The organism is Streptomyces fructofermentans, from assembly GCF_014651055.1.
GTDB lineage: Bacteria > Actinomycetota > Actinomycetes > Streptomycetales > Streptomycetaceae > Streptomyces > Streptomyces fructofermentans.
This window is the reverse complement of record NZ_BMWD01000012.1, coordinates 38,936-57,135: the sequence shown is the minus strand read 5'-3', so window position 1 is coordinate 57,135 and position 18,200 is coordinate 38,936. Positions and strand designations below refer to the sequence as shown.

Annotated in this window: 17 protein-coding genes; 5 read left to right on the top strand and 12 right to left on the bottom strand. The window is 73.1% G+C overall.

Going from position 1 to position 18,200, the window contains the following annotated elements; genetic code table 11:
- Nucleotides 1-240: 240 nt before the first annotated feature.
- The 3 genes from glnII to IE265_RS18285 all read right to left on the bottom strand — a co-directional run bounded on the left by glnII (nt 241) and on the right by IE265_RS18285 (nt 3,065).
- Entirely contained in the window at nt 241-1,269 is a 1,029-nt protein-coding gene (gene glnII / locus IE265_RS18295) for a glutamine synthetase (RefSeq protein WP_190036671.1), read from the bottom strand.
- Nucleotides 1,270-1,742: 473 nt separating this feature from the next.
- On the bottom strand, nt 1,743-2,444 hold the full coding sequence (locus tag IE265_RS18290; RefSeq protein WP_190036670.1) for an SCO2207 family protein: 702 nt from the start codon (nt 2,442-2,444) through the stop codon (nt 1,743-1,745).
- A 261-nt stretch (nt 2,445-2,705) separates the two neighbouring features.
- Nucleotides 2,706-3,065, bottom strand: a complete 360-nt coding sequence (locus tag IE265_RS18285; protein WP_190036669.1) for an arsenate reductase family protein — start codon at nt 3,063-3,065, stop codon at nt 2,706-2,708.
- Nucleotides 3,066-3,229: 164 nt separating this feature from the next.
- Here IE265_RS18285 and IE265_RS18280 point away from each other — a divergent pair, with 164 nt between their 5' ends.
- Nucleotides 3,230-3,538, top strand: a complete 309-nt coding sequence (locus tag IE265_RS18280) for a hypothetical protein (protein WP_190036668.1) — start codon at nt 3,230-3,232, stop codon at nt 3,536-3,538.
- A 97-nt stretch (nt 3,539-3,635) separates the two neighbouring features.
- Here IE265_RS18280 and IE265_RS18275 read toward each other — a convergent pair whose 3' ends face one another.
- Nucleotides 3,636-4,820: a winged helix DNA-binding domain-containing protein gene (locus IE265_RS18275; protein ID WP_229916263.1), complete on the bottom strand. Its 1,185-nt coding sequence runs from the start codon at nt 4,818-4,820 to the stop codon at nt 3,636-3,638.
- Nucleotides 4,821-5,218: 398 nt separating this feature from the next.
- Here IE265_RS18275 and IE265_RS18270 point away from each other — a divergent pair, with 398 nt between their 5' ends.
- Complete coding sequence (locus tag IE265_RS18270) at nt 5,219-5,650, top strand: DUF7144 family membrane protein (protein ID WP_229916261.1); 432 nt, start codon at nt 5,219-5,221, stop codon at nt 5,648-5,650.
- Nucleotides 5,651-5,844: 194 nt separating this feature from the next.
- Here IE265_RS18270 and glnA read toward each other — a convergent pair whose 3' ends face one another.
- Complete coding sequence (gene glnA / locus IE265_RS18265; RefSeq protein WP_190036666.1) at nt 5,845-7,254, bottom strand: type I glutamate--ammonia ligase; 1,410 nt, start codon at nt 7,252-7,254, stop codon at nt 5,845-5,847.
- Between the two features lie 199 nt (nt 7,255-7,453).
- Between glnA and IE265_RS18260 the strand changes: the two genes are divergently transcribed.
- Nucleotides 7,454-7,921: an RDD family protein gene (locus IE265_RS18260; RefSeq protein ID WP_190036665.1), complete on the top strand. Its 468-nt coding sequence runs from the start codon at nt 7,454-7,456 to the stop codon at nt 7,919-7,921.
- Between the two features lie 315 nt (nt 7,922-8,236).
- Here IE265_RS18260 and IE265_RS18255 read toward each other — a convergent pair whose 3' ends face one another.
- From IE265_RS18255 to lipB, 4 genes are all read right to left on the bottom strand, one after another.
- Nucleotides 8,237-8,935: a DUF4191 domain-containing protein gene (locus tag IE265_RS18255; protein WP_190036664.1), complete on the bottom strand. Its 699-nt coding sequence runs from the start codon at nt 8,933-8,935 to the stop codon at nt 8,237-8,239.
- An 86-nt stretch (nt 8,936-9,021) separates the two neighbouring features.
- The gene (locus tag IE265_RS18250) at nt 9,022-9,222 is read right to left on the bottom strand and encodes an SCO2195 family GlnR-regulated protein (RefSeq protein ID WP_190036663.1); all 201 of its coding nucleotides are present in this window, start codon (nt 9,220-9,222) and stop codon (nt 9,022-9,024) included.
- 303 nt (nt 9,223-9,525) lie between these two features.
- Nucleotides 9,526-10,491 (bottom strand): lipoyl synthase, encoded by a 966-nt coding sequence (gene lipA, locus IE265_RS18245; RefSeq protein WP_190036662.1) that lies wholly within the window; start codon nt 10,489-10,491, stop codon nt 9,526-9,528.
- 224 nt (nt 10,492-10,715) lie between these two features.
- Nucleotides 10,716-11,558, bottom strand: a complete 843-nt coding sequence (gene lipB, locus IE265_RS18240) for a lipoyl(octanoyl) transferase LipB (RefSeq protein WP_268255800.1) — start codon at nt 11,556-11,558, stop codon at nt 10,716-10,718.
- Nucleotides 11,559-11,769: 211 nt separating this feature from the next.
- Here lipB and IE265_RS18235 point away from each other — a divergent pair, with 211 nt between their 5' ends.
- Nucleotides 11,770-13,209: an NsdA family TPR-like regulatory protein gene (locus IE265_RS18235; RefSeq protein ID WP_190036660.1), complete on the top strand. Its 1,440-nt coding sequence runs from the start codon at nt 11,770-11,772 to the stop codon at nt 13,207-13,209.
- A gap of 324 nt (nt 13,210-13,533) precedes the next feature.
- Here the strand turns inward: IE265_RS18235 and IE265_RS18230 are convergent, their stop codons facing one another.
- Both IE265_RS18230 and IE265_RS18225 read right to left on the bottom strand, forming a co-directional pair.
- Nucleotides 13,534-14,904 carry an NAD(P)/FAD-dependent oxidoreductase gene (locus IE265_RS18230; RefSeq protein WP_190036659.1) on the bottom strand — a complete coding sequence of 457 codons (1,371 nt, stop codon included), beginning with the start codon at nt 14,902-14,904 and terminating at the stop codon, nt 13,534-13,536.
- Between the two features lie 374 nt (nt 14,905-15,278).
- Complete coding sequence (locus IE265_RS18225; RefSeq protein ID WP_190036658.1) at nt 15,279-16,178, bottom strand: TIGR01777 family oxidoreductase; 900 nt, start codon at nt 16,176-16,178, stop codon at nt 15,279-15,281.
- A gap of 159 nt (nt 16,179-16,337) precedes the next feature.
- On the opposite strand from IE265_RS18225, the gene IE265_RS18220 reads away from it, so the two are divergent.
- Nucleotides 16,338-16,826, top strand: coding sequence for a GNAT family N-acetyltransferase (locus IE265_RS18220; RefSeq protein WP_190036657.1), 489 nt, complete (start codon nt 16,338-16,340; stop codon nt 16,824-16,826).
- Between the two features lie 31 nt (nt 16,827-16,857).
- Here the strand turns inward: IE265_RS18220 and IE265_RS18215 are convergent, their stop codons facing one another.
- Nucleotides 16,858-18,048, bottom strand: a complete 1,191-nt coding sequence (locus tag IE265_RS18215; RefSeq protein WP_190036656.1) for a MarP family serine protease — start codon at nt 18,046-18,048, stop codon at nt 16,858-16,860.
- Nucleotides 18,049-18,200 lie beyond the last annotated feature (152 nt).

Sequence of the window (18,200 nt, the reverse complement as noted above, 5' to 3'; positions counted from 1 at the left end):
GACGACCCGTCGCGGTGTACTTCCGGAAGCCTGCCATGCCTCCATTGAAGCAGACACCGGACCGGGACAGGAGGGTCCTCTCACTGGTCGGACGCGGACATGGCTCGAAGACGCCGCCGTACGGTCCGCCGCGGGACCGGGCGGTCCGGCCGGGGCCGTCGCCGGGTGACCGCCGGGCCCGGCACGCGCGAGGGGGCGTCCACCGTGACGGTGGACGCCCCCTCGGGGAGAAGCGGTGGATCAGACCTGGCCGGCCTTCTCCAGGGCGGAGCAGCAGGTGTCGACGATCAGCCGCGTCACGACGTACGGGTCGACGTTGGCGTTGGGGCGGCGGTCCTCGATGTAGCCCTTGCCGTCCTTCTCGACCTGCCACGGGATGCGCACCGAGGCGCCGCGGTTGGAGACGCCGTACGAGTACTCGTTCCACGGGGCGGTCTCGTGCAGACCGGTCAGGCGGTCGTCGATGCCGGCGCCGTAGTTCTTGACGTGGTCCATCGGCTTGGAGCCCTCGCCGAGCGACTCGCACGCGGTGATGATCGCGTCGTAGCCCTCGCGCATCGCCTTCGTGGAGAAGTTGGTGTGCGCGCCGGCGCCGTTCCAGTCGCCCTTCACCGGCTTCGGGTCCAGCGTCGCGGAGACGCCGAAGTCCTCGGCGGTGCGGTAGAGCAGCCAACGGGCCACCCACAGCTGGTCGGAGACCTCCAGCGGCGAGAGCGGGCCGACCTGGAACTCCCACTGGCCGGGCATGACCTCGGCGTTGATGCCGGAGATGCCGAGTCCCGCCTTGAGGCAGTTCTCGAGGTGCGCCTCGACGACGTCACGGCCGAAGATCTCGTCCGAGCCGACACCGCAGTAGTAGCCGCCCTGCGCGGCGGGGAAGCCCCCCTCGGGGAAGCCCAGCGGGCGGGCGCCCTTGAAGAAGGTGTACTCCTGCTCGATGCCGAAGATCGACTCCTGGGCGGCGAACTTCCCGGCCACCTCGCTGAGCGCGGCACGCGTGTTGGACTCGTGCGGCGTCATGTCGATGTTGAGGACCTCGCACATGACGAGGACGTCGTCGCCCCCGCGGATCGGGTCCGGGTAGACGGCGACCGGCTTGAGCACGCGGTCGGAGGCGTGGCCCTCGGCCTGGTTCGTGGAGGACCCGTCGAAGCCCCAGATCGGCAGCTCCGAACCCTTGGCGTCGTCGGTCAGGATCTTCGTCTTCGAACGGAGCTTGGCCGTCGGCTCGGTGCCGTCGATCCAGATGTACTCAGCCTTGAAGGTCACGGGACACATCCTTCGGGGTGGGTCTCTACGCGCAATGCGGGTGCTGCGGCGCTGCGGCACTGGGGCGCCGCGGATGCCCGGCAGCCTGCCAACAGGCGATTTCCCGATCATTGCCCGAATGTGAACCCCGTGTTACCTGGTACCCCTGTGTCGCGACTCACTCGCCGTGAGCGTTCGCGCGCCCCGCGCCCGCGTCCCGGACGCCGGATTCCGCCCGGCCGTCGCACCGGCTCCGGACCCTCGTATGCGATGGGTTTCGGGGCCTGCCGGCCGGAGGGAGTGGGCGGGTCCTCGGCGGCCGGGGCCGGGTACGCCGTCTGTTCCTCCTCGGCCGGCGTCCCCTTCCGCACGGCCGAGACGGCGTTCCCCGCCCCGGCGGCCCGCCGTGCCGGCGGTGGTCCCGGTGGACGGGCCGACCGGCTTCCTGTCCGGTCGGCCCGCCGGTCCTTCGGCACCCGGGGGAGTGCGCGCGGTCAGCCCACCTTCTCGATGAGGGCCCTGCGGATCAGGAACTTGCCGGGCTCGCGGACCTGCTCGAACGCCGCGTTGTTCAGGAGCGCGCAGCTTCCGGAGACCGAGGTGACCTCGACCGTGGTGGACTTGTTGTTGTCCAGGTTGGTGACCTTCAGCTTCGTGCCGGCGGGGAACTGGTTGCTGGACGCGGCCGGGGCGCCCGCCTCGCCCGAGAGGGTCACCGTGGAGCCGTTGCAGACCTGCTGACCGGTGGCGGCGCCACCACCGCCCGCACCCGCGGCGGGGGCGGACGCGCTCTGGGAGGGCTGCTGGGCGGGCGGCGCCTGGGAGGCCTGCGAACCCGCGCCCGCGCCGGCTCCCGCGCCCGCGCCCGCGCCGGCACCCGCTCCGACGTTCGCGTTCGACTCGCCGACCTGGCAGCCGGAGGCCTCCTGCTGCACCTTGATCTGCGCGATCACGGCCTCGCGGTTGGCGATCCGGGCCTGCGACTGGGCGTCCGGGTTGGTCCGCTGTCCCTCGATGAACGTCTCGTTGTTGCCCAGCGCGGTGGCGAGCCCGTCGCAGACCACGGAGGACTTCGCCGTGGCGGGCGCCGCGTTCGAAGTGGCTGCCAGGGCGAAGGCCCCGCCGCCGGCCACGGCCGCCGCGCTCACCAGCAGCGCGATCTTCTTCTTCGTGCCGAGAGTTCTCCTGCGTGACATGTACCGGCTCCTGTCCCCGGCCGCCCCTGTCAGCGGCCGTACACCGGTATGTACGAGATACCGAACGGAGTTGCTCAGTTGTTCGCACGAGTCACCCGAGTAACGTGAATCACACTGCTGGGAAAGGGAGTTCGGCCCCCGCCGTCACGGTTCTCGTGCGATGCGATGCGATGCGAAGCGACGCGCCTGCGACTGCGGCCCCGGGTGCGACCGCAACTGCGACCGCGCGTGCGGCCGGGCGGTCGGGGCGGCGTCGCGTCCCTACCTCCCCAGGGCGTCCCGTACGGCCTCCTCGGTGCGCGCGACGACGGCGGTCCCGTCCTGCGCGGTGATGATGGGGCGCTGGATGAGTCGCGGGTGGCCGGCCAGCGCCGCGATCCACCGGTCGCGCGAGGCCGCGCTCCTGGCCCAGTCCGCGAGACCCAACTCGGCGGCCTCGGGCTCCTGGGTGCGGGTGATGTCCCAGGGCTCCAGGCCGAGCCGCTCCAGCACCTCCCGGATCTCGGCCTCGCCGGGCACGTCCTCCAGGTAGCGGCGGACGGTGTACTCGGCACCCGCCCCGTCGAGCAGGTCGATGGCGCTGCGGCACTTCGAACAGGCCGGATTGATCCAGATCTCCATGCCGCCACGGTACGCGAGACATCGTGCCGCACACCCGTCACGGAGGGACTCAAAGGCCCCCTGGCCAGGGGCGATTGTCAGTGGGCGACGGTAGAATAGAAGCAGTGTTCGAGGGTGCCGCCGGAGCCGCCGGACGGTTTCCCGACCGCGACAGGAGGATGCCTGTGCCCGCTGCCGCACTCAGTCCGCTGCCCACCCAGTCCACCTCCAAGAGGGCCGTCCAGCTCGACCTGCCGTACCAGCCGGTCGAGAAGAGCCCGCTGCCCGCGGGGCGTCCCCGCGAGTGGTACATCACGCACAACCGCCGCCTCAAGGCGATGCGGCTCGCCATCGCGCTCCTCGACTCCGGCGTCCACGTGCCCAACCAGGCGCGCAACGAGAAGATCCGCAGCACGGCCCGGCTCGTCGGGATCCACCCGCCGTCGGACACCACGTGCCACATGGTCCGGGCCCTGATGAGGTACTCCCGCTGAACCAGGCGGCCGGGTGCCGCCCGCCCCGGTGGGCGGGCGGCCACGGCCGTCCGGCCCGTACGGGCCGACTGCGGACGGGATCTGACGGACCATCACGTCATGGGGCCGCCAACTCCCTTTCCAGCGGCGTACGGAAGCGGGGCGTGACCCTGGTCGCGCCCACCCAGTCGCGCAGCCGGGACGCCTCCGCCCCGATCGCCTCACGTGCCTCGCGGCCCGCACCCGCGGTGTCCAGCAGGCGCCAGGCGATGTCACCGTCCGGACGCTGGGCCCACCCGCCGACGATCCGGCCGTCCCACCACACGGTCGGACCGATGTTCCCGCTGCGGTCGAAGAGCGCCGGCCGCAGCTCCTCGGGGCAGTACCAGTCCCGCTGCCGCCACCCCATGGCCGTCGGATCGAGGGCGGGCAGCAGCGCCGCCCAGGGCGCGGCCGGCCCGACGGGCTCCGCCGCGCCGGGGAGGACGTACGCCGTCCCCTCGTCCACCGACACGGGCACGGCTCCCACCGCTTTCAGCGCGGCCCGTACGTCGCTCACCTTCCACCCGGTCCACCACTTCAGGTCGGCCTCCGTGGCCGGACCGCAGGCGGCCAGCCACCCGCCCGTCAGCTCCGCCTGCGCCTCGGCGACCGGCCGCTCGGCGGCGGGGGGCGCCGGCGCCCACCGGAACTGCGTCGACGTCCACGACCCCAGAGGACGGCCGCGCACCACCCGCCCCTCGGCCCCGAGCACCCGCAGCAGCCGTGAGGAGACGGTGTGCGTCCCCTCGTAGCTCTTCCCCGCCGCGTACACGAACTGCTCCTTCAACCTGGGCTCGTCGCGGGCCAGTTCGGCCGCGGTCGCCTCGCCGCGCAGGGCCAGCGCGGCGAGCGCCGACGCCTCCACCTCGGCGAGCCAACGGGCGTCGGGAGCCCCTGCCCCGGCCATGTCCTTGATCAGCGAGGCCCGTTCGCGCGCGGCGACGGCGACCCCGGTGGACGCGTGCACGACCGGGACGAGCGCGGTCGGGAACACGAACACGGTGTGCCGCATACCGTGCATCCGCACCAGCGACCGGTCCTCGTAGAGGGCGCGTTCCAGCCGCGCCACGGTCTCCGAGGCGTCCGAGAGCCGTGCCCCCACGGCGAGGAAGACGCTCGCGGGGTCCGAGCCGTGCAGCGCCACCAGGGAGTCCGCGACCTCCTCGGGGGTGCGCGCCCGCGAGGGTCCGGCCAGCCGCTGCCCGACGCCGAGCCGTGTCCGCCGCTCGGCCGCTCCGATGTACCGCTGGCTCCCGCTCACGTCCGCATCCCCTGTCCCGCCGGTCCGGTGCGCCCATTCTGCGCGCTCCGGCGCGGATCGCGTCGACGGTTCGACGCACCGCCCCGCCGCCCCTCGGTGTGCGCGGTGCCCCGGTCCGGCCGGAGCGGGGCCGGGACCGGCGCTCCGACCGGGACCGCCGTTCGGAGGGGTCGCCGCCGACCGGGACCGTCGCCGACCAGGGGCGTCGCCGACCGGGACCGTCGCCAGCAGGATCGTTGCCGGACGGGGGCGCCGACCGTGCGGCGGGGGTCCGCGGTACCCCGGCGCGGCTTGCAGTCGCGGTGCCATGGGATCGCGGTGATCCTGGCAGTGGAGCGTGGTCGGCGTCGCACGGGCGTCGTGCGTCGTTCACCTCGCTGTACAGGAAGGTGGCGGCCATGGCGACGATGCCGAACGAGACACGCAGAGGGAGCGGGGAGCCGGGCGGCGGCGAGAGACTCAGCGGCGCGTCCGTGTTCGCCGGGTCCGTGATGATGCTCAGCGGTCCGCTCAGCATCCTCATGGGCGCATCCGGTATCGCACGGGACAACCTGTTCGCCGCGTCCCAGTACGCCTACCGGTTCGATCTGACTGCCTGGGGCTGGATCCACATCGCGGTGGGACTGGCACTCGTCGTCGCCGGCATGGGCGTGGTGACGAACCGGAGCTGGGGTCGAGGGGTCGGCGCGGTGGCGGCGGGGGTCAGCCTGATCACCCAGTTCATGTTCGTCCCGTACTACCCGCTGTGGGCCATCCCCGTGATGACACTCGACCTCCTGATCATCTTCGCGCTCACGAGGGCCCACGGCGGAACCGACGGCGGTTGGTGACACCCCCGGCCCGGCGTCCTCCCCGGCTCCGGTCCCGCGCACGCCACCGCGGACCGGCGCCCGGACGCGGAAAAGGCCGTCGGCCGTGCCCTCCCGAGGGGGAGGAGCACGGCCGACGGCCCACACGCGGCCCGGGCGGGCGGAAACCCGCTCCGGTCCGGGTCGATGTCGGACGGTGATGTCCGACGGTGATGTCACACGTCGTAGTAGAGCTCGAACTCGTGCGGGTGCGGACGCAGCTGGAGCGGCGCGATCTCGTTCGTGCGCTTGTAGTCGATCCACGTCTCGATCAGGTCGGACGTGAAGACGTCGCCCGCGAGCAGGAACTCGTGGTCGGCCTCCAGGCGGTCGAGGACGGCCGGGAGCGAGGTCGGGACCTGCGCGACACCGGCGTGCTCCTCGGGAGCCAGCTCGTAGAGGTCCTTGTCGATCGGCTCGGCCGGCTCGATCTTGTTCTTGACGCCGTCCAGGCCGGCCATCAGCAGGGCGGAGAACGCCAGGTACGGGTTGCCGGAGGAGTCGGGCGCGCGGAACTCGACGCGCTTGGCCTTCGGGTTCGAGCCCGTGATCGGGATACGCATGGCCGCGGAGCGGTTGCGCTGCGAGTACACCAGGTTGACCGGGGCCTCGAAGCCGGGCACCAGGCGGTGGTACGAGTTCACCGTCGGGTTGGTGAACGCGAGCAGCGACGGGGCGTGCTTGAGGATGCCGCCGATGTAGTAGCGGGCCATGTCCGACAGGCCCGCGTATCCGGCCTCGTCGTAGAACAGCGGGGAGCCGCCGCTCCACAGCGACTGGTGGACGTGCATGCCCGAGCCGTTGTCGCCGAAGATCGGCTTCGGCATGAAGGTCGCGGTCTTGCCGTTGCGCCAGGCGACGTTCTTCACGATGTACTTGAAGAGCTGGAGGTCGTCGGCCGCGGCGAGCAGCGTGTTGAACTTGTAGTTGATCTCGGCCTGGCCGGCGGTGCCCACCTCGTGGTGCTGGCGCTCGACCTGGAGGCCGGACTTGGCCAGCTCCAGGGAGATCTCGGCACGGAGGTCGGCGAAGTGGTCGACCGGCGGGGTCGGGAAGTAGCCGCCCTTGTAGCGGACCTTGTAACCGCGGTTGTCCTCGACGGCACCGGTGTTCCAGGCGCCCGCCTCGGAGTCGATGTGGTAGAAGGACTCGTTCTCGGCGGTCTTGAAGCGCACGCTGTCGAAAACGTAGAACTCGGCCTCGGGACCGAAGTACGCGGTGTCGGCGATACCGGTCGACGCGAGGTAGGCCTCGGCCTTCTTGGCCACGTTGCGCGGGTCGCGGGAGTACTGCTCGCCCGTGATCGGGTCGTGGATGAAGAAGTTGATGTTGACCGTCTTGTCGCGGCGGAAGGGGTCGACGCGCGCGGTGGACAGGTCGGCGCGGAGCGCCATGTCGGACTCGTGGATGGCCTGGAAGCCGCGGATGGAGGAGCCGTCGAACGCGAGCTCCTCCGCCGGGTCGAAGGCCTCGGCCGGGATCGTGAAGTGCTGCATCACGCCCGGCAGGTCGCAGAAGCGGACGTCGACGAACTTGACGTCCTCGTCCGCGATGTACTTCTTGGCCTCGTCGGCGTTCTGGAACATCCAGCTCCTCCTACTCCCGACCATGTCCGACCGGGGTGGTAGTTCGTTCGTGCGGCCAGTGCGGTGGCACACGCTGACCCCGACCATAGGGACGGGTGATTTCTCTCGCGTGACCCATTTGTTTCGCCCAAGTTAACCGGACGGGGTCCGTTGTACCCCACCTGTCCGCATGCCAAAACGGGCGCAGTACCGTGTGTGGGTGGACAACAGGGATGCAATCGGATCGTGGCTCTCCGGCCCCCGCGCGGCCGCCGAGGAAGCCGGTGCCGACTTCGGATACCGGGGCGAGCAGCTGGGTCTGCCCGAGTCGGGCCCGGGGTCGATCGCACGTCCCGGCCGCCGGCTCGGCGCCCTGGCCGTCGACTGGGGCCTGTGCCTCTTGATCGCATACGGCCTGATCACCGACGGCTACGGGCAGGCGACCGGGAACTGGGCGCTGCTCGTCTTCTTCGCGATGGGCGTGCTGACCGTGGGTACGCTCGGCTTCACTCCGGGCAAGCGGTTGTTCGGGCTGAGGGTCGTCGCCCTGGACAGCGGCACGGTCAACCCGCTGCGCGTCCTGCTGCGTACGGCCCTGCTGTGCCTCGGCCTGCCCGCCCTGATCTGGGACCGCGACGGACGGGGCCTGCACGACCGGCTGGCCCGCACGGTCGAGGTCAGGCTCTGACGGACCCGTACACCGCCGGGTCCTGACTCACGGTCCTGACTCCGGTGGAGTCGGGCCGCCCGGCACGGCGGTACGGCCGGGGCGGCCGGTACGGAGGCCGACAGGCGCGGCGCGACGCCGACGCGTCGGGGACGGCGGGTACCGCCGCGCCGAGGACGACGGAGGCCGACAGGTGATGACAGGTGACGACAGGTACGGCGAAGGGGCGGGAACCGACCGGTTCCCGCCCCTTCGCCGTGTACGGCCCCCCGCACGTACGGGTGCCCCGGAACCGTGGTTCCGGGGCACCCGTAGCAGTTCTCGTCCCGTCGCGGGCTAGCGCATCTTGCCGCCGCGGGGCATCCGCATGCCCTTCGGCATCGGGCCCTTGGGGAGCGGCATGTTCGACATCAGGTCGCCCAGCGCGCGCAGTCGGTCGTTGGTCGCCGTGACCTGCGGGCCGGACAGCACCCGCGGGAGCTTGAGCATCGTCGTGCGGAGCTTCTTCAGCTCCACCTGGCCCTCGCCCGTGCCGACCATGACGTCGTGCACCGGCACGTCCGCCACGATGCGGGCCATCTTCTTCTTCTCGGCGGCCAGCAGGCTCTTCACCCGGTTCGGGTTGCCCTCGGCCACCAGGACGATGCCGGCCTTGCCGACGGCCCGGTGGACCACGTCCTGGCTGCGGTTCATCGCCACGGCCGGAGTGGTCGTCCAGCCGCGCCCGATGTTGTCGAGCACCGCCGCGGCAGCGCCCGGCTGGCCCTCCATCTGCCCGAAGGCGGCACGCTCGGCCCGTCGCCCGAAGACGATCGCCGACGCGAGGAAGGCGAGCAGGAGGCCGAGAATGCCGAGATAGACAGGGTGGCCGATCCAGAAGCCGATCGCGAGGAAGACACCAAGGGTGACGATTCCGACAGCCGCGAGCACAAGACCGATCATCGAGTCGGCCTTGCGGGTCATCTTGTAAGTCAGAGCGATCTGCTTGAGTCGCCCGGGGTTCGCAGCGTCCGCTGCGGGTTCCTTCCTCGCCATGTCGTGAAGTCTACGTGGCGTGGGAAGTGCCGACGACGGCGGTGCCCGGTCGATCTTGGCCGGAGGTCCCGGCGCGGGTGGCCGTTTCAGCGCCGGGCGACGAGGGACTGCTCCAGGACCTGCTGCGCCTCGACCCTGTCCTTGGCGCGGCGGCGGTCCTCCAGGACGGACGTCCAGGCGTTGCGGCGGGCGGTGCGCTGGCCGCTGCTCATGAGCAGCGACTCGACGGCACGGAGTGCATCGGTGAACGACGGAATCGCGGTGGCGCGTACGGGCGCGGCCTGCATGGTGGAGGTTCCCCCTCGGGACGTTGGCGCTGGACGGGGTGCGACGTGGCGTAGGACCAGGGTCACTGAATGGTGTTACCAGGGCGTGACCGACCGGTCAAACGCGAATGAAACCTCGGTGCGGGGGCGGAGAACCGGAACGCGGCCCCGGCGCCGCCCCGAACTGGGGGGACTGCCGGGGCCGCGTGTTATCGGCCAGTACCTGCGGGTAGTCGCTTGTGCGCGGATTCACACGATTGCCGTGGCACCGCGTGCCACCGGCGGACCGGGTCCCGTGCACGGGTGGCCCTGCCGCCGATGGGTTCAGACGGCCTGCGAGGCGACGTACGCGCCGCGCTTCTCGACGGCCATCTGGTAGAGGCGGCCGGCGCGGTACGAGGAGCGGACCAGCGGACCGGACATGACACCGGAGAAGCCGATCTGGTCGGCCTCGTCCTTCAGCTCGACGAACTCGTGCGGCTTCACCCAGCGCTCCACCGGGTGGTGGCGCACGGAGGGGCGCAGGTACTGCGTGATCGTGACCAGTTCGCAGCCCGCGTCGTGCAGCTGGCGCAGCGCCTCACTGACCTCCTCGCGGGTCTCGCCCATGCCGAGGATGAGGTTCGACTTCGTGACCAGACCGTAGTCCCGGGCCTCGGTGATGACCTTCAGCGAGCGCTCGTAGCGGAAGCCGGGGCGGATCCGCTTGAAGATCCGGGGGACGGTCTCGACGTTGTGCGCGAAGACCTCCGGGCGCGAGGAGAAGACCTCGGCGAGCTGGGCCGGCTCGGCGTTGAAGTCCGGGGCGAGGAGCTCGACCTTGGTGCGGCCCGCCTCGCGCTGCGCCGTCTGCGCGTGGATCTGGCGGACCGTCTCCGCGTAGAGCCAGGCACCGCCGTCCGCCAGGTCGTCGCGCGCGACGCCGGTGATGGTGGCGTAGTTGAGGTCCATCGTGACCACGGACTCGCCCACGCGGCGCGGCTCGTCCCGGTCGAGGGCCTCGGGCTTGCCCGTGTCGATCTGGCAGAAGTCGCAACGCCTCGTGCACTGGTCGCCACCGATGAGGAACGTGGCCTCGCGGTCCTCCCAGCACTCGTAGATGTTGGGACAGCCGGCTTCCTGGCAGACGGTGTGCAGGCCCTCGCTCTTCACGAGGTTCTGCATCTTCGTGTACTCGGGGCCCATTTTCGCCCGGGTCTTGATCCACTCGGGCTTGCGCTCGATGGGGGTCTGGGCGTTCCGGACCTCCAGGCGCAGCATCTTGCGTCCGTCGGGTGCGACTGCGGACACATCGGCTCCCTGTAGCTTCGATTCTTCGGCGTACACCAGGGTACGCCCGTGCGGTTCTCGGCCCCCGCGGTGGGCAACCTTCGGGACGAGGGGTCCATTCCCGGGGGTGCCGGGCTCCGGGATCTCCGGCGCGGGGCGGTCTGCTTCGGTGGGACGGTCGGGCCGACGGCCCGAGCGGTACGGGGCGGGTGGCGCGGCCCGGACGGGGACGTGCCCCGCGGCGGCTACGCCGGGGTCCCCGCCACCTCCCGCGGCTTCAGGTCGGCGTCCTGCAGGACGTCACGCAGATGCCGTTCGGCCACGGGCAGCACCTCCGCGATCGTGAGGTCGCGGCCCAGCTCGTGGGCGAGCGAGGTGACGCCGGCGTCGCGGATGCCGCAGGGGATGATCTTGTCGAAGCTGGATGTGTCGGGATTCACGTTGAGCGCGAAGCCGTGCATCGTGACGCCCTTGGCGACCCGGACGCCCATCGCGCAGATCTTGCGGTCCTCGCGGCGCTGGCCGGCGTTGGAGGGCGCGTACTCGGGTCCGTCGAGCCGCGGGTCGAACTCGTCGTCCGTGAGGCGCGGGTCGAAGTCCAGGGACAGCCCGCCGAGGGCGGTCCGCCGCTCCACCGGGTCGCCGAGGACCCAGACCCCGGCCCGGCCCTCCACCCGGCTGGTCGCCACCCCGAACTCGGCGCAGACCCGGATCATTGCCTCCTCCAGGCGGCGGAGGTGGGCGACGACGTCCACGGGGCGCGGGAGCTTCTGGATCGGGTAGCCGACGAGCTGACCCGGACCGTGCCAGGTGATCTTGCCGCCCCGGTCCACGTCGACGACCGGGGTGCCGTCCAGGGGCCGTTCGTTGTCGGCCGTGCGCCGGCCCGCCGTGTAGACCGGCGGATGCTCCAGGAGCAGACAGGTGTCGGGCACCTCGTCCTGGAAGCGGGCCGCGTGCACGCGGCGCTGCTCGTCCCAGGCCGCCTGGTACTCGACGGCGTCCGCACCGAAACCCATGCGGACGAACCGCAGATCACTCACGGCAAGCGCCTCCCTAGAAGCTCGTAAGGCTCGTAACGGCCCCACGCCACTGTACGTCCGGCCGGTGACCGTCAGCCCTGGAGGTAATCCTCACACGATCGGATGAATACCCCCGGAAGTGTGTGATCAGGTGCTTACGGACCGCTACATTCGCGCCGTTCACGAGGCTTCAAGGGCTGCTCCCGTACGGCGGCCGACCTCGCCACGGCCTGCCCGGACAGGCCCCCAGCCCGGAAGGCAGGAGTCCGCACCGCAGATGACGGAACGACCCGCGCAGCGCACCCCCAACCGTCAACTCGCCGCACTCATCGCAGAAGCGGGGTTCTCCAACGCGGGGCTCGCGCGTCGAGTGGACCAGCTCGGCCTCGAACACGGACTCGATCTCAGATACGACAAGACATCGGTGACCCGGTGGCTGCGCGGCCAGCAGCCCCGGGGCACCACGCCCGCGCTGATCGCCGAGGTCTTCACGCGGCGCCTCGGCCGCCGGCTCACCGCCCAGGACCTCGGCCTCGACGCCTGCGCGCCCGTCTACGCGGGCCTGGAGTTCGCCGCCACGCCCGAGGAGGCCGTCGACATCGTCGGCGGGCTGTGGCGCAAGGACTCGGGCAGCCACGCCGAGCTGCGCAAGATCGCGTTCACCCCGGCCGGCCTGGTGGTGCCCAGCCGGGACTGGCTCATCGGGCGCGCCGACGACCGGGTGGCCCGCGCCGAGCCCGGGCCCGTACGGGTGCCCGTCCAGGGCAGACCGGCCGTGCCCCGGCAGCGGACGCAGGCCGAGCGCGGCACCGGCCAGCGGGTCAGCGCGGGCGACATCGCGGCGCTGCGCTCGGTCGGCGAGCTGTTCCGGGCCCTCGACAACGCCTACGGAGGGGGCCACGCACGGCAGGCCCTGGTGCGCTACCTGGAGCACGAGCTGGAGCCCATGCTCCGCGGCACGTACGGCGAGCAGGCCGGGCGCCGGCTGTTCGCGGCGGCGGCCGACCTGACCCGGCTGGCCGGCTGGACCTCGTACGACATCGCCGCGCACGGGCTGGCCCAGCGCTACTTCGTCCAGGCGCTGCGGCTGTCGCAGGCGGCGGGCGACCGGGCCTACGGCTCGTACGTCCTCGTGACCATGAGCCGGCAGGCGGTCTACCTGGGGCACGGCCGGGAGGCGGTGCAACTGGCCCGGGTCGCCCAGCAGGGCGTGGGCTCCTCCGCGCCGCCGGTCGTCCAGGCGCTGCTGTACGCGGTCGAGGCGCGGGGCCACGGCGTGCTGGGCGAGGTACGGGCCGCCACGGCCTCCCTGGTGCGGGCCGAACGCGCCCTGGAGACGGCACGGCCGGGCGACGAGGTGCCGTACTGGGCGAGGTTCTTCGACGACGCGCAGCTCGCCGACGAGTTCGGGCACTGCCACCGCGACCTCCAGCAGTTCCGCGCCGCCGCGCAGCACGCCGAGCGCTCCCTCCAGCTCCGCGCCCCCGGGTACGCCCGCAGCCGGCTGTTCTGCCGCGTCGTGCTGGCCTCCGCGCGGCTCGGTCTCGGCGAACTGGACCAGGCCTGCCAGCTCGGCGCCGAAGCGGCGACCCAGGCGGCGGAGATGCGCTCGGTCCGGGCCGTGGAGTACGTACGCGACTTCGAGCGGCGGCTTGAGCCCTACCGGGACGCGGCGCCGGTGCGCGGGTACCGGGACAAGGTGGCGGCGCTCGGCTGAGGGCGGCCGGGGAGGGCGGGCACCGCGACCCCGGTGGCCGGTGGTCGGTGCTCGGTGGCCGGTGGCCGGTGGTCGGCCGGCGAAGCGGCGGCGGACGGCGGGTGACCGCGGCCCGCGCTCGCGGTCGGTGCCCGTGCCGGACGCGCGGGTGCGGGTCCGGCACACCGGGGCCCGCCCTCGCACCGAGGGTGCCGTGGCTGCCCCTGCCGCGGGCGGCGCGGCGCCGTGCGTCCGGCCGGGTGGTGCGGCCGGCTTTCGGGAAGGGGCGGAGGTCCTGCCCCGCGACGGGACCTCCACCCCTGGTCCACGGGGCGGCCGGGGCGGCTACGCGGCCGTCGGGGCCCGTAACGGAGTGGCCGCGGACACCGACCCGGCCCCCAGGTCGCGCAGCAGGGCCGCCGCCGCCCGGTGTCCCGAGTGCAGGGCGCCCTGGACCGTGCCGGTGTCCCGGTGGTCGCCGCAGACGTACAGGCCGGCCAGCAGCCGTACCGGGCGGCGCACGTCGTGCGGCGGAGGCATCGCCGGGACGGCCTGCGGCGTGTGGTGCGCCGCCAGCAGCTCCCAGCGGTGCGTGGAGGTGCCGTAGAGCGCCGCCAGATGGGCGCGGACGGTCCGGTCCGCGTCGGCGGGCGGCGGCCCGAGGACCGTGGACGAGATCAGCGCCCGGCCCGCGGGAGCGCGGGTCGGGTCGACCCGGCTGACGACCGCGGTGTGGGCCACCGGACCGCGGCGGTCCGCGTCCAGCAGCAGCGCGGCCTCCCGCAGGGGGGCCTCGTCGGAGGTGTGGTGGAAGACCGTCACGGGGTGGAAGCGCGGCACCCGGAGCCCGGGCAGGAGTTCGGCCGCGGCACTCGCACCGGTCGCCACCAGGACGGAACGGCACCGGAACTCCCCGTGCTCGGCCGTCGTCACGGACGTCGTGGACACGGACGTCACGCGCACCCCGGTACGGACCGCGCCGGCCGGCAGCGCCCCGGCGAGCAGTTCGGGCAGGGCGTCGGCGCCGCCCTCCGGGACGCACAGGCGGCCGGAGGCGAAGGCGCGCAGGGCGAGGTCCGCGACCCGGCTGGACGTCGTCAGGTCCGGGTCGCAGAGCAGCGCCGCCAGCAGGGGGCGGAGGAAGCCCTCGACCGTGCGTGCAGGCATCCCGCGTGCCGCCAGCGCCTGCCCCGCCGGCCGCTCGGGCCGCGCGAGCAGCCGCTCCACGGGAACGGCCGCCGTCCGTCCGAGGGCCGCGGCGAGGCGCGCCTGGTCGAGTGCGCCGCCCAGCGGCGGGAACGCCCGGGACACGGCGGGCGCCGCCGCCTGCGGTGCCTGCCGGGCGCGCCGAGGGGGGCTCACGAGGGCGCGCGCCGCGTCGAGTGCGCCCCTTGCGCCCCCCGCGCTCGCGGGCTCGCCCGCACGGTGCATCCGGCCGTCGGCGTGGACGAGGACACCCGGGGCGAAGGTGCGCAGCACCAGGCCGTCCAGGCCCGGGGTCATCCGCAGTTCGGGATACGACGTGGAGAGGAACCGGCCGACGTGGTCGAGGCGGAAGCCGTCGACCTTCTCGGTCGTCGCACGGCCCCCCACGCACGGGGCGGCCTCCAGGACCACGGTCGACACTCCTGCGCTGTTCAGCCGTTGGGCAGCCGAGAGTCCCGAGACCCCGGCCCCCACGATGACGACGTCCGCCTGATACGCGGGCTCAAGCACGTGCCCCTCCTCGAGGTCGCGCGGCTGCTGGGGGCGTCATGCCCCCAACGGGCTTCCGGAATACCCGAGTTCGGGATGAGGGTAGGCCCGGGGAGGGTCCGCGGAAGTCGCGCATGGGCAGGGCACGGTCGCACGCCGGTCGCATGCGCTCCCGCCGCCGGTCGGGGACTGTGCCCGTGTCAACTGCCCCTGCCCGCAAGGCCGGTCCGTGCACCGGTCCGCGCGCCGCCCGCCTGCGGCGCCGCCGGGCACGGCTCGGGGCGCCACCCCCGGGGAGGCGGGGCGGCGCCCGCGCGGGCCGACCGGGGAGCGGGGGAGAGCGGGAGGGGGTGGGAGTCCGGAGAGCGGGAGGGGAGCGGGAGGGGGAGCGGCGCCTACGCGAGTGCTGCCCGGATCGCCTCGTCGATGCCCGGGAAGGCGAACGTGAAGCCCGAGTCCAACAGCCTTGTGGGCACCACCCGTTGACTGCCCAGCACCTCCTGGGCCAGCTCGCCGAGCGCCGCCTTCAGGACCGGCGCGGGCACCGCGAACACGGTGGGCCGGTGCAGCACGCGCCCCATCGCGGCGGTGACCTCCCGGTTGGTGCGCGGTTCCGGAGCCGTCAGGTTGAAGGGCCCCGACAGCGACTCGGAGTCGAGCAGGTGCCGCAGCGCCGCCACGTGGTCGTGCAGCGCGATGTGGCTCCAGAACTGCCTGCCGTCCCCCAACTGCCCGCCGAGCCCTGCCCGGAAGAGCGGGAAGAGCCGCCCCCAGGCACCGCCCCGCGCGGCCACGACCAGGCCGGTGCGCGCGAGCACCGTGCGGATGCCCGCCTCCTCGGCCGCCGCCGTGGCCTCCTCCCACTCCACGCACACCGAGGGCAGGAAGCCGTCCCCCGGAGGGGCGTCCTCGTCCACCGCCCGCGCGCCGGTGTCCCCGTAGAAGCCGATCGCGCTCCCGTTCAGGAAGACCCGCGGCGGCCGGTCCAGCGAGGCGGCGGCCTCCGCGAGCGCGGCCGTGCCCAGCACCCGGCTGTCCCGGATCGCGCGCTTGTGGGCGTCCGTCCACCTGCGGTCGCCGATCCCGGCCCCCGCGAGGTTCACCACCGCGTCGCAGCCGACCAGGCCCGCCGCGTCGACGTGCTGCCGTGCCGGGTCCCACTCGACCTCGTCCTTCGCCCGGGGCGCGCGCCGCACCAGTCGCACCACCTCGTGCCCGTCCGAGGTCAGTGAGCGCACCAGCGCCGAGCCGATCAGGCCGGACGCGCCGGCCACGGCGATTCGCGAAGCATCCATGCCCCCATCCTGCGCCACCGCTCCCGCGACACGGAGCCCGCACGCGGCGCGCCACCCGTACGCGGCACAGGCGTCCGAGGCACGGGCGGGGCTTCCGCACGGGGTGGGCGGCACCGGGGCCCCGTCGGCCCCGGGCGCCCCGGCCGTAGGGTGGCCTCCATGCCCGAGCCGCTCATACGCACCGCCCGGTCCGGCGACGAAGAGGCGCTGGGCCTCCTCGACCGTGCCGCGTGGTCCCCCCTGCACGCAGTCCGTCCCCGCGACGAGCCGCCGTACGAGCCCTTCTTCAACGAGCGTTTCGGCCCGCGCGACCACCTGGTCGCGGAGAGCGGGGGGCGCCTCGTCGGCTACATACGGATCGGCTTCCCCACCCCGCTCGCCTCCAACGCCCACGTACGGCAGATACAGGGGCTCGCCGTCGCCGCCGGGGCGCGCCGGCACGGCGTGGGCCGGGCACTGGTCCGCGCCGCCGTCGAGGAGGCCCGCCGCCAGGGCGCACGCCGGATCACGCTGCGCGTCCTCGGCCACAACGAACCGGCCCGCGCGCTCTACGCGTCGGAGGGCTTCGCGGTCGAGGGGATACAGCCCGGCGAATTCCACCTCGACGGGCGGTACGTGGACGACGTCCTGATGGGCCGCGGTCTCTGAGACGGATGGCGCGGTCGCGCCCGGCCCGGCCTCAGGAGTTGATGAGGTCGCCCGTGTCCACCGGGGTCGAGGCCCGCGCCGCGCGCCGGGCGTCCCCGGCGACCTCGTCGACGGTCAGGACGTAACCCGTCTCGTCGTCGCTGGTGGAGCGGGCGAAGACCACTCCGTACACCTTGCCGTCGGTGGTCAGCAGGGGGCCGCCCGAGTTGCCGGGCCGGACCGTGGAGCGGACCGAGTGGATCTCGCGGGTGACCGGGCCGGTGCCGTAGATGTTCTGCCCCCTGGCCTTGATCGTGCTGGCGACGGTGGCCGCCTGGAGGTCCAGGCCGCCGTCCTGCGGGTAGCCCGCGACCACGGCCGCGTCGCCGCGGGTCGCGCTGTCGTCGAACTTCAGCACCGGGGCCTTCAGACCGGGCACGTCCAGCACGGCCACGTCCTTCTCCGGGTCGAACAGGACGACCTTCGCCTCGTACGCCCGGCCCGTGCCGCCCACCCGCACGGTCGGGTCGTCGATGCCCGCCACGACATGGGCGTTGGTCATCACGTGCTCGGAGGCGTACACGAAGCCGCTGCCCTCGCGTCCCTGGGTGCCCACGGCGCCCTCCACCTTCACGGTCGAGCGCTGCGCGGCCCGGGTCGCGGCAGAGGTGACGCTGTCCCCGGACGGCTTGGCGACCGAGGCCGCCGGCTCGTTCTCGAACGGGTTGAAGACCTGCGGGAAACCCGCCTCCGTGAGCGCCGACGTGGCCCGGGAGAACCACGCGGGCGTGGTCGCCGGCATGACGTCCTGCACCGCGCCGAGCAGCGCCGAGTTGCGGATCGACGAGGTGACCACGGGCGAGGCCGACGCGCCGAGGACACTCGCCGCGACCCAGGCCACCAGCAGCACCGAGACCGTGTTCGCCGCGGCCCCGCCCGCCCCGTCGACCATCCGCAGCGAGCCCGATCCGCGGTCCAGCCCCTGCCGCAGCCGCAGGGCCAGCCGCCCCGCCAGTTCGTGCCCCAGCGCGGCGGGCAGCAGCACCGTCAGGACCGCAGTGACCGTGGCGGCGGGCGACCCCGCCGCCACCAGGTCCATCACCAGGGGCAGCGCCCACACTCCTACGACGGCCCCGCCCACGAAGCCGGCGAGGGAGACGCAGCCGGCCACCAGGCCGCGCCGGTAGCCGGACGCCGCGTAGCCGAGGATGACCAGCAGCAGCAGGATGTCGAGCAGGTCCACGGAGCTCCCTTTCCCTTGGGCCCCTCAGTACGTGCCGGGCCCGCCCGGTGATCAGGCGGAGCCCGTGCGGGACCGGACATCGGGCACACGTGCATGGACCTGTAGAAACGTCCCGGACCGGGACGTTGGTTCCACCGGGTGGCACAGCACAC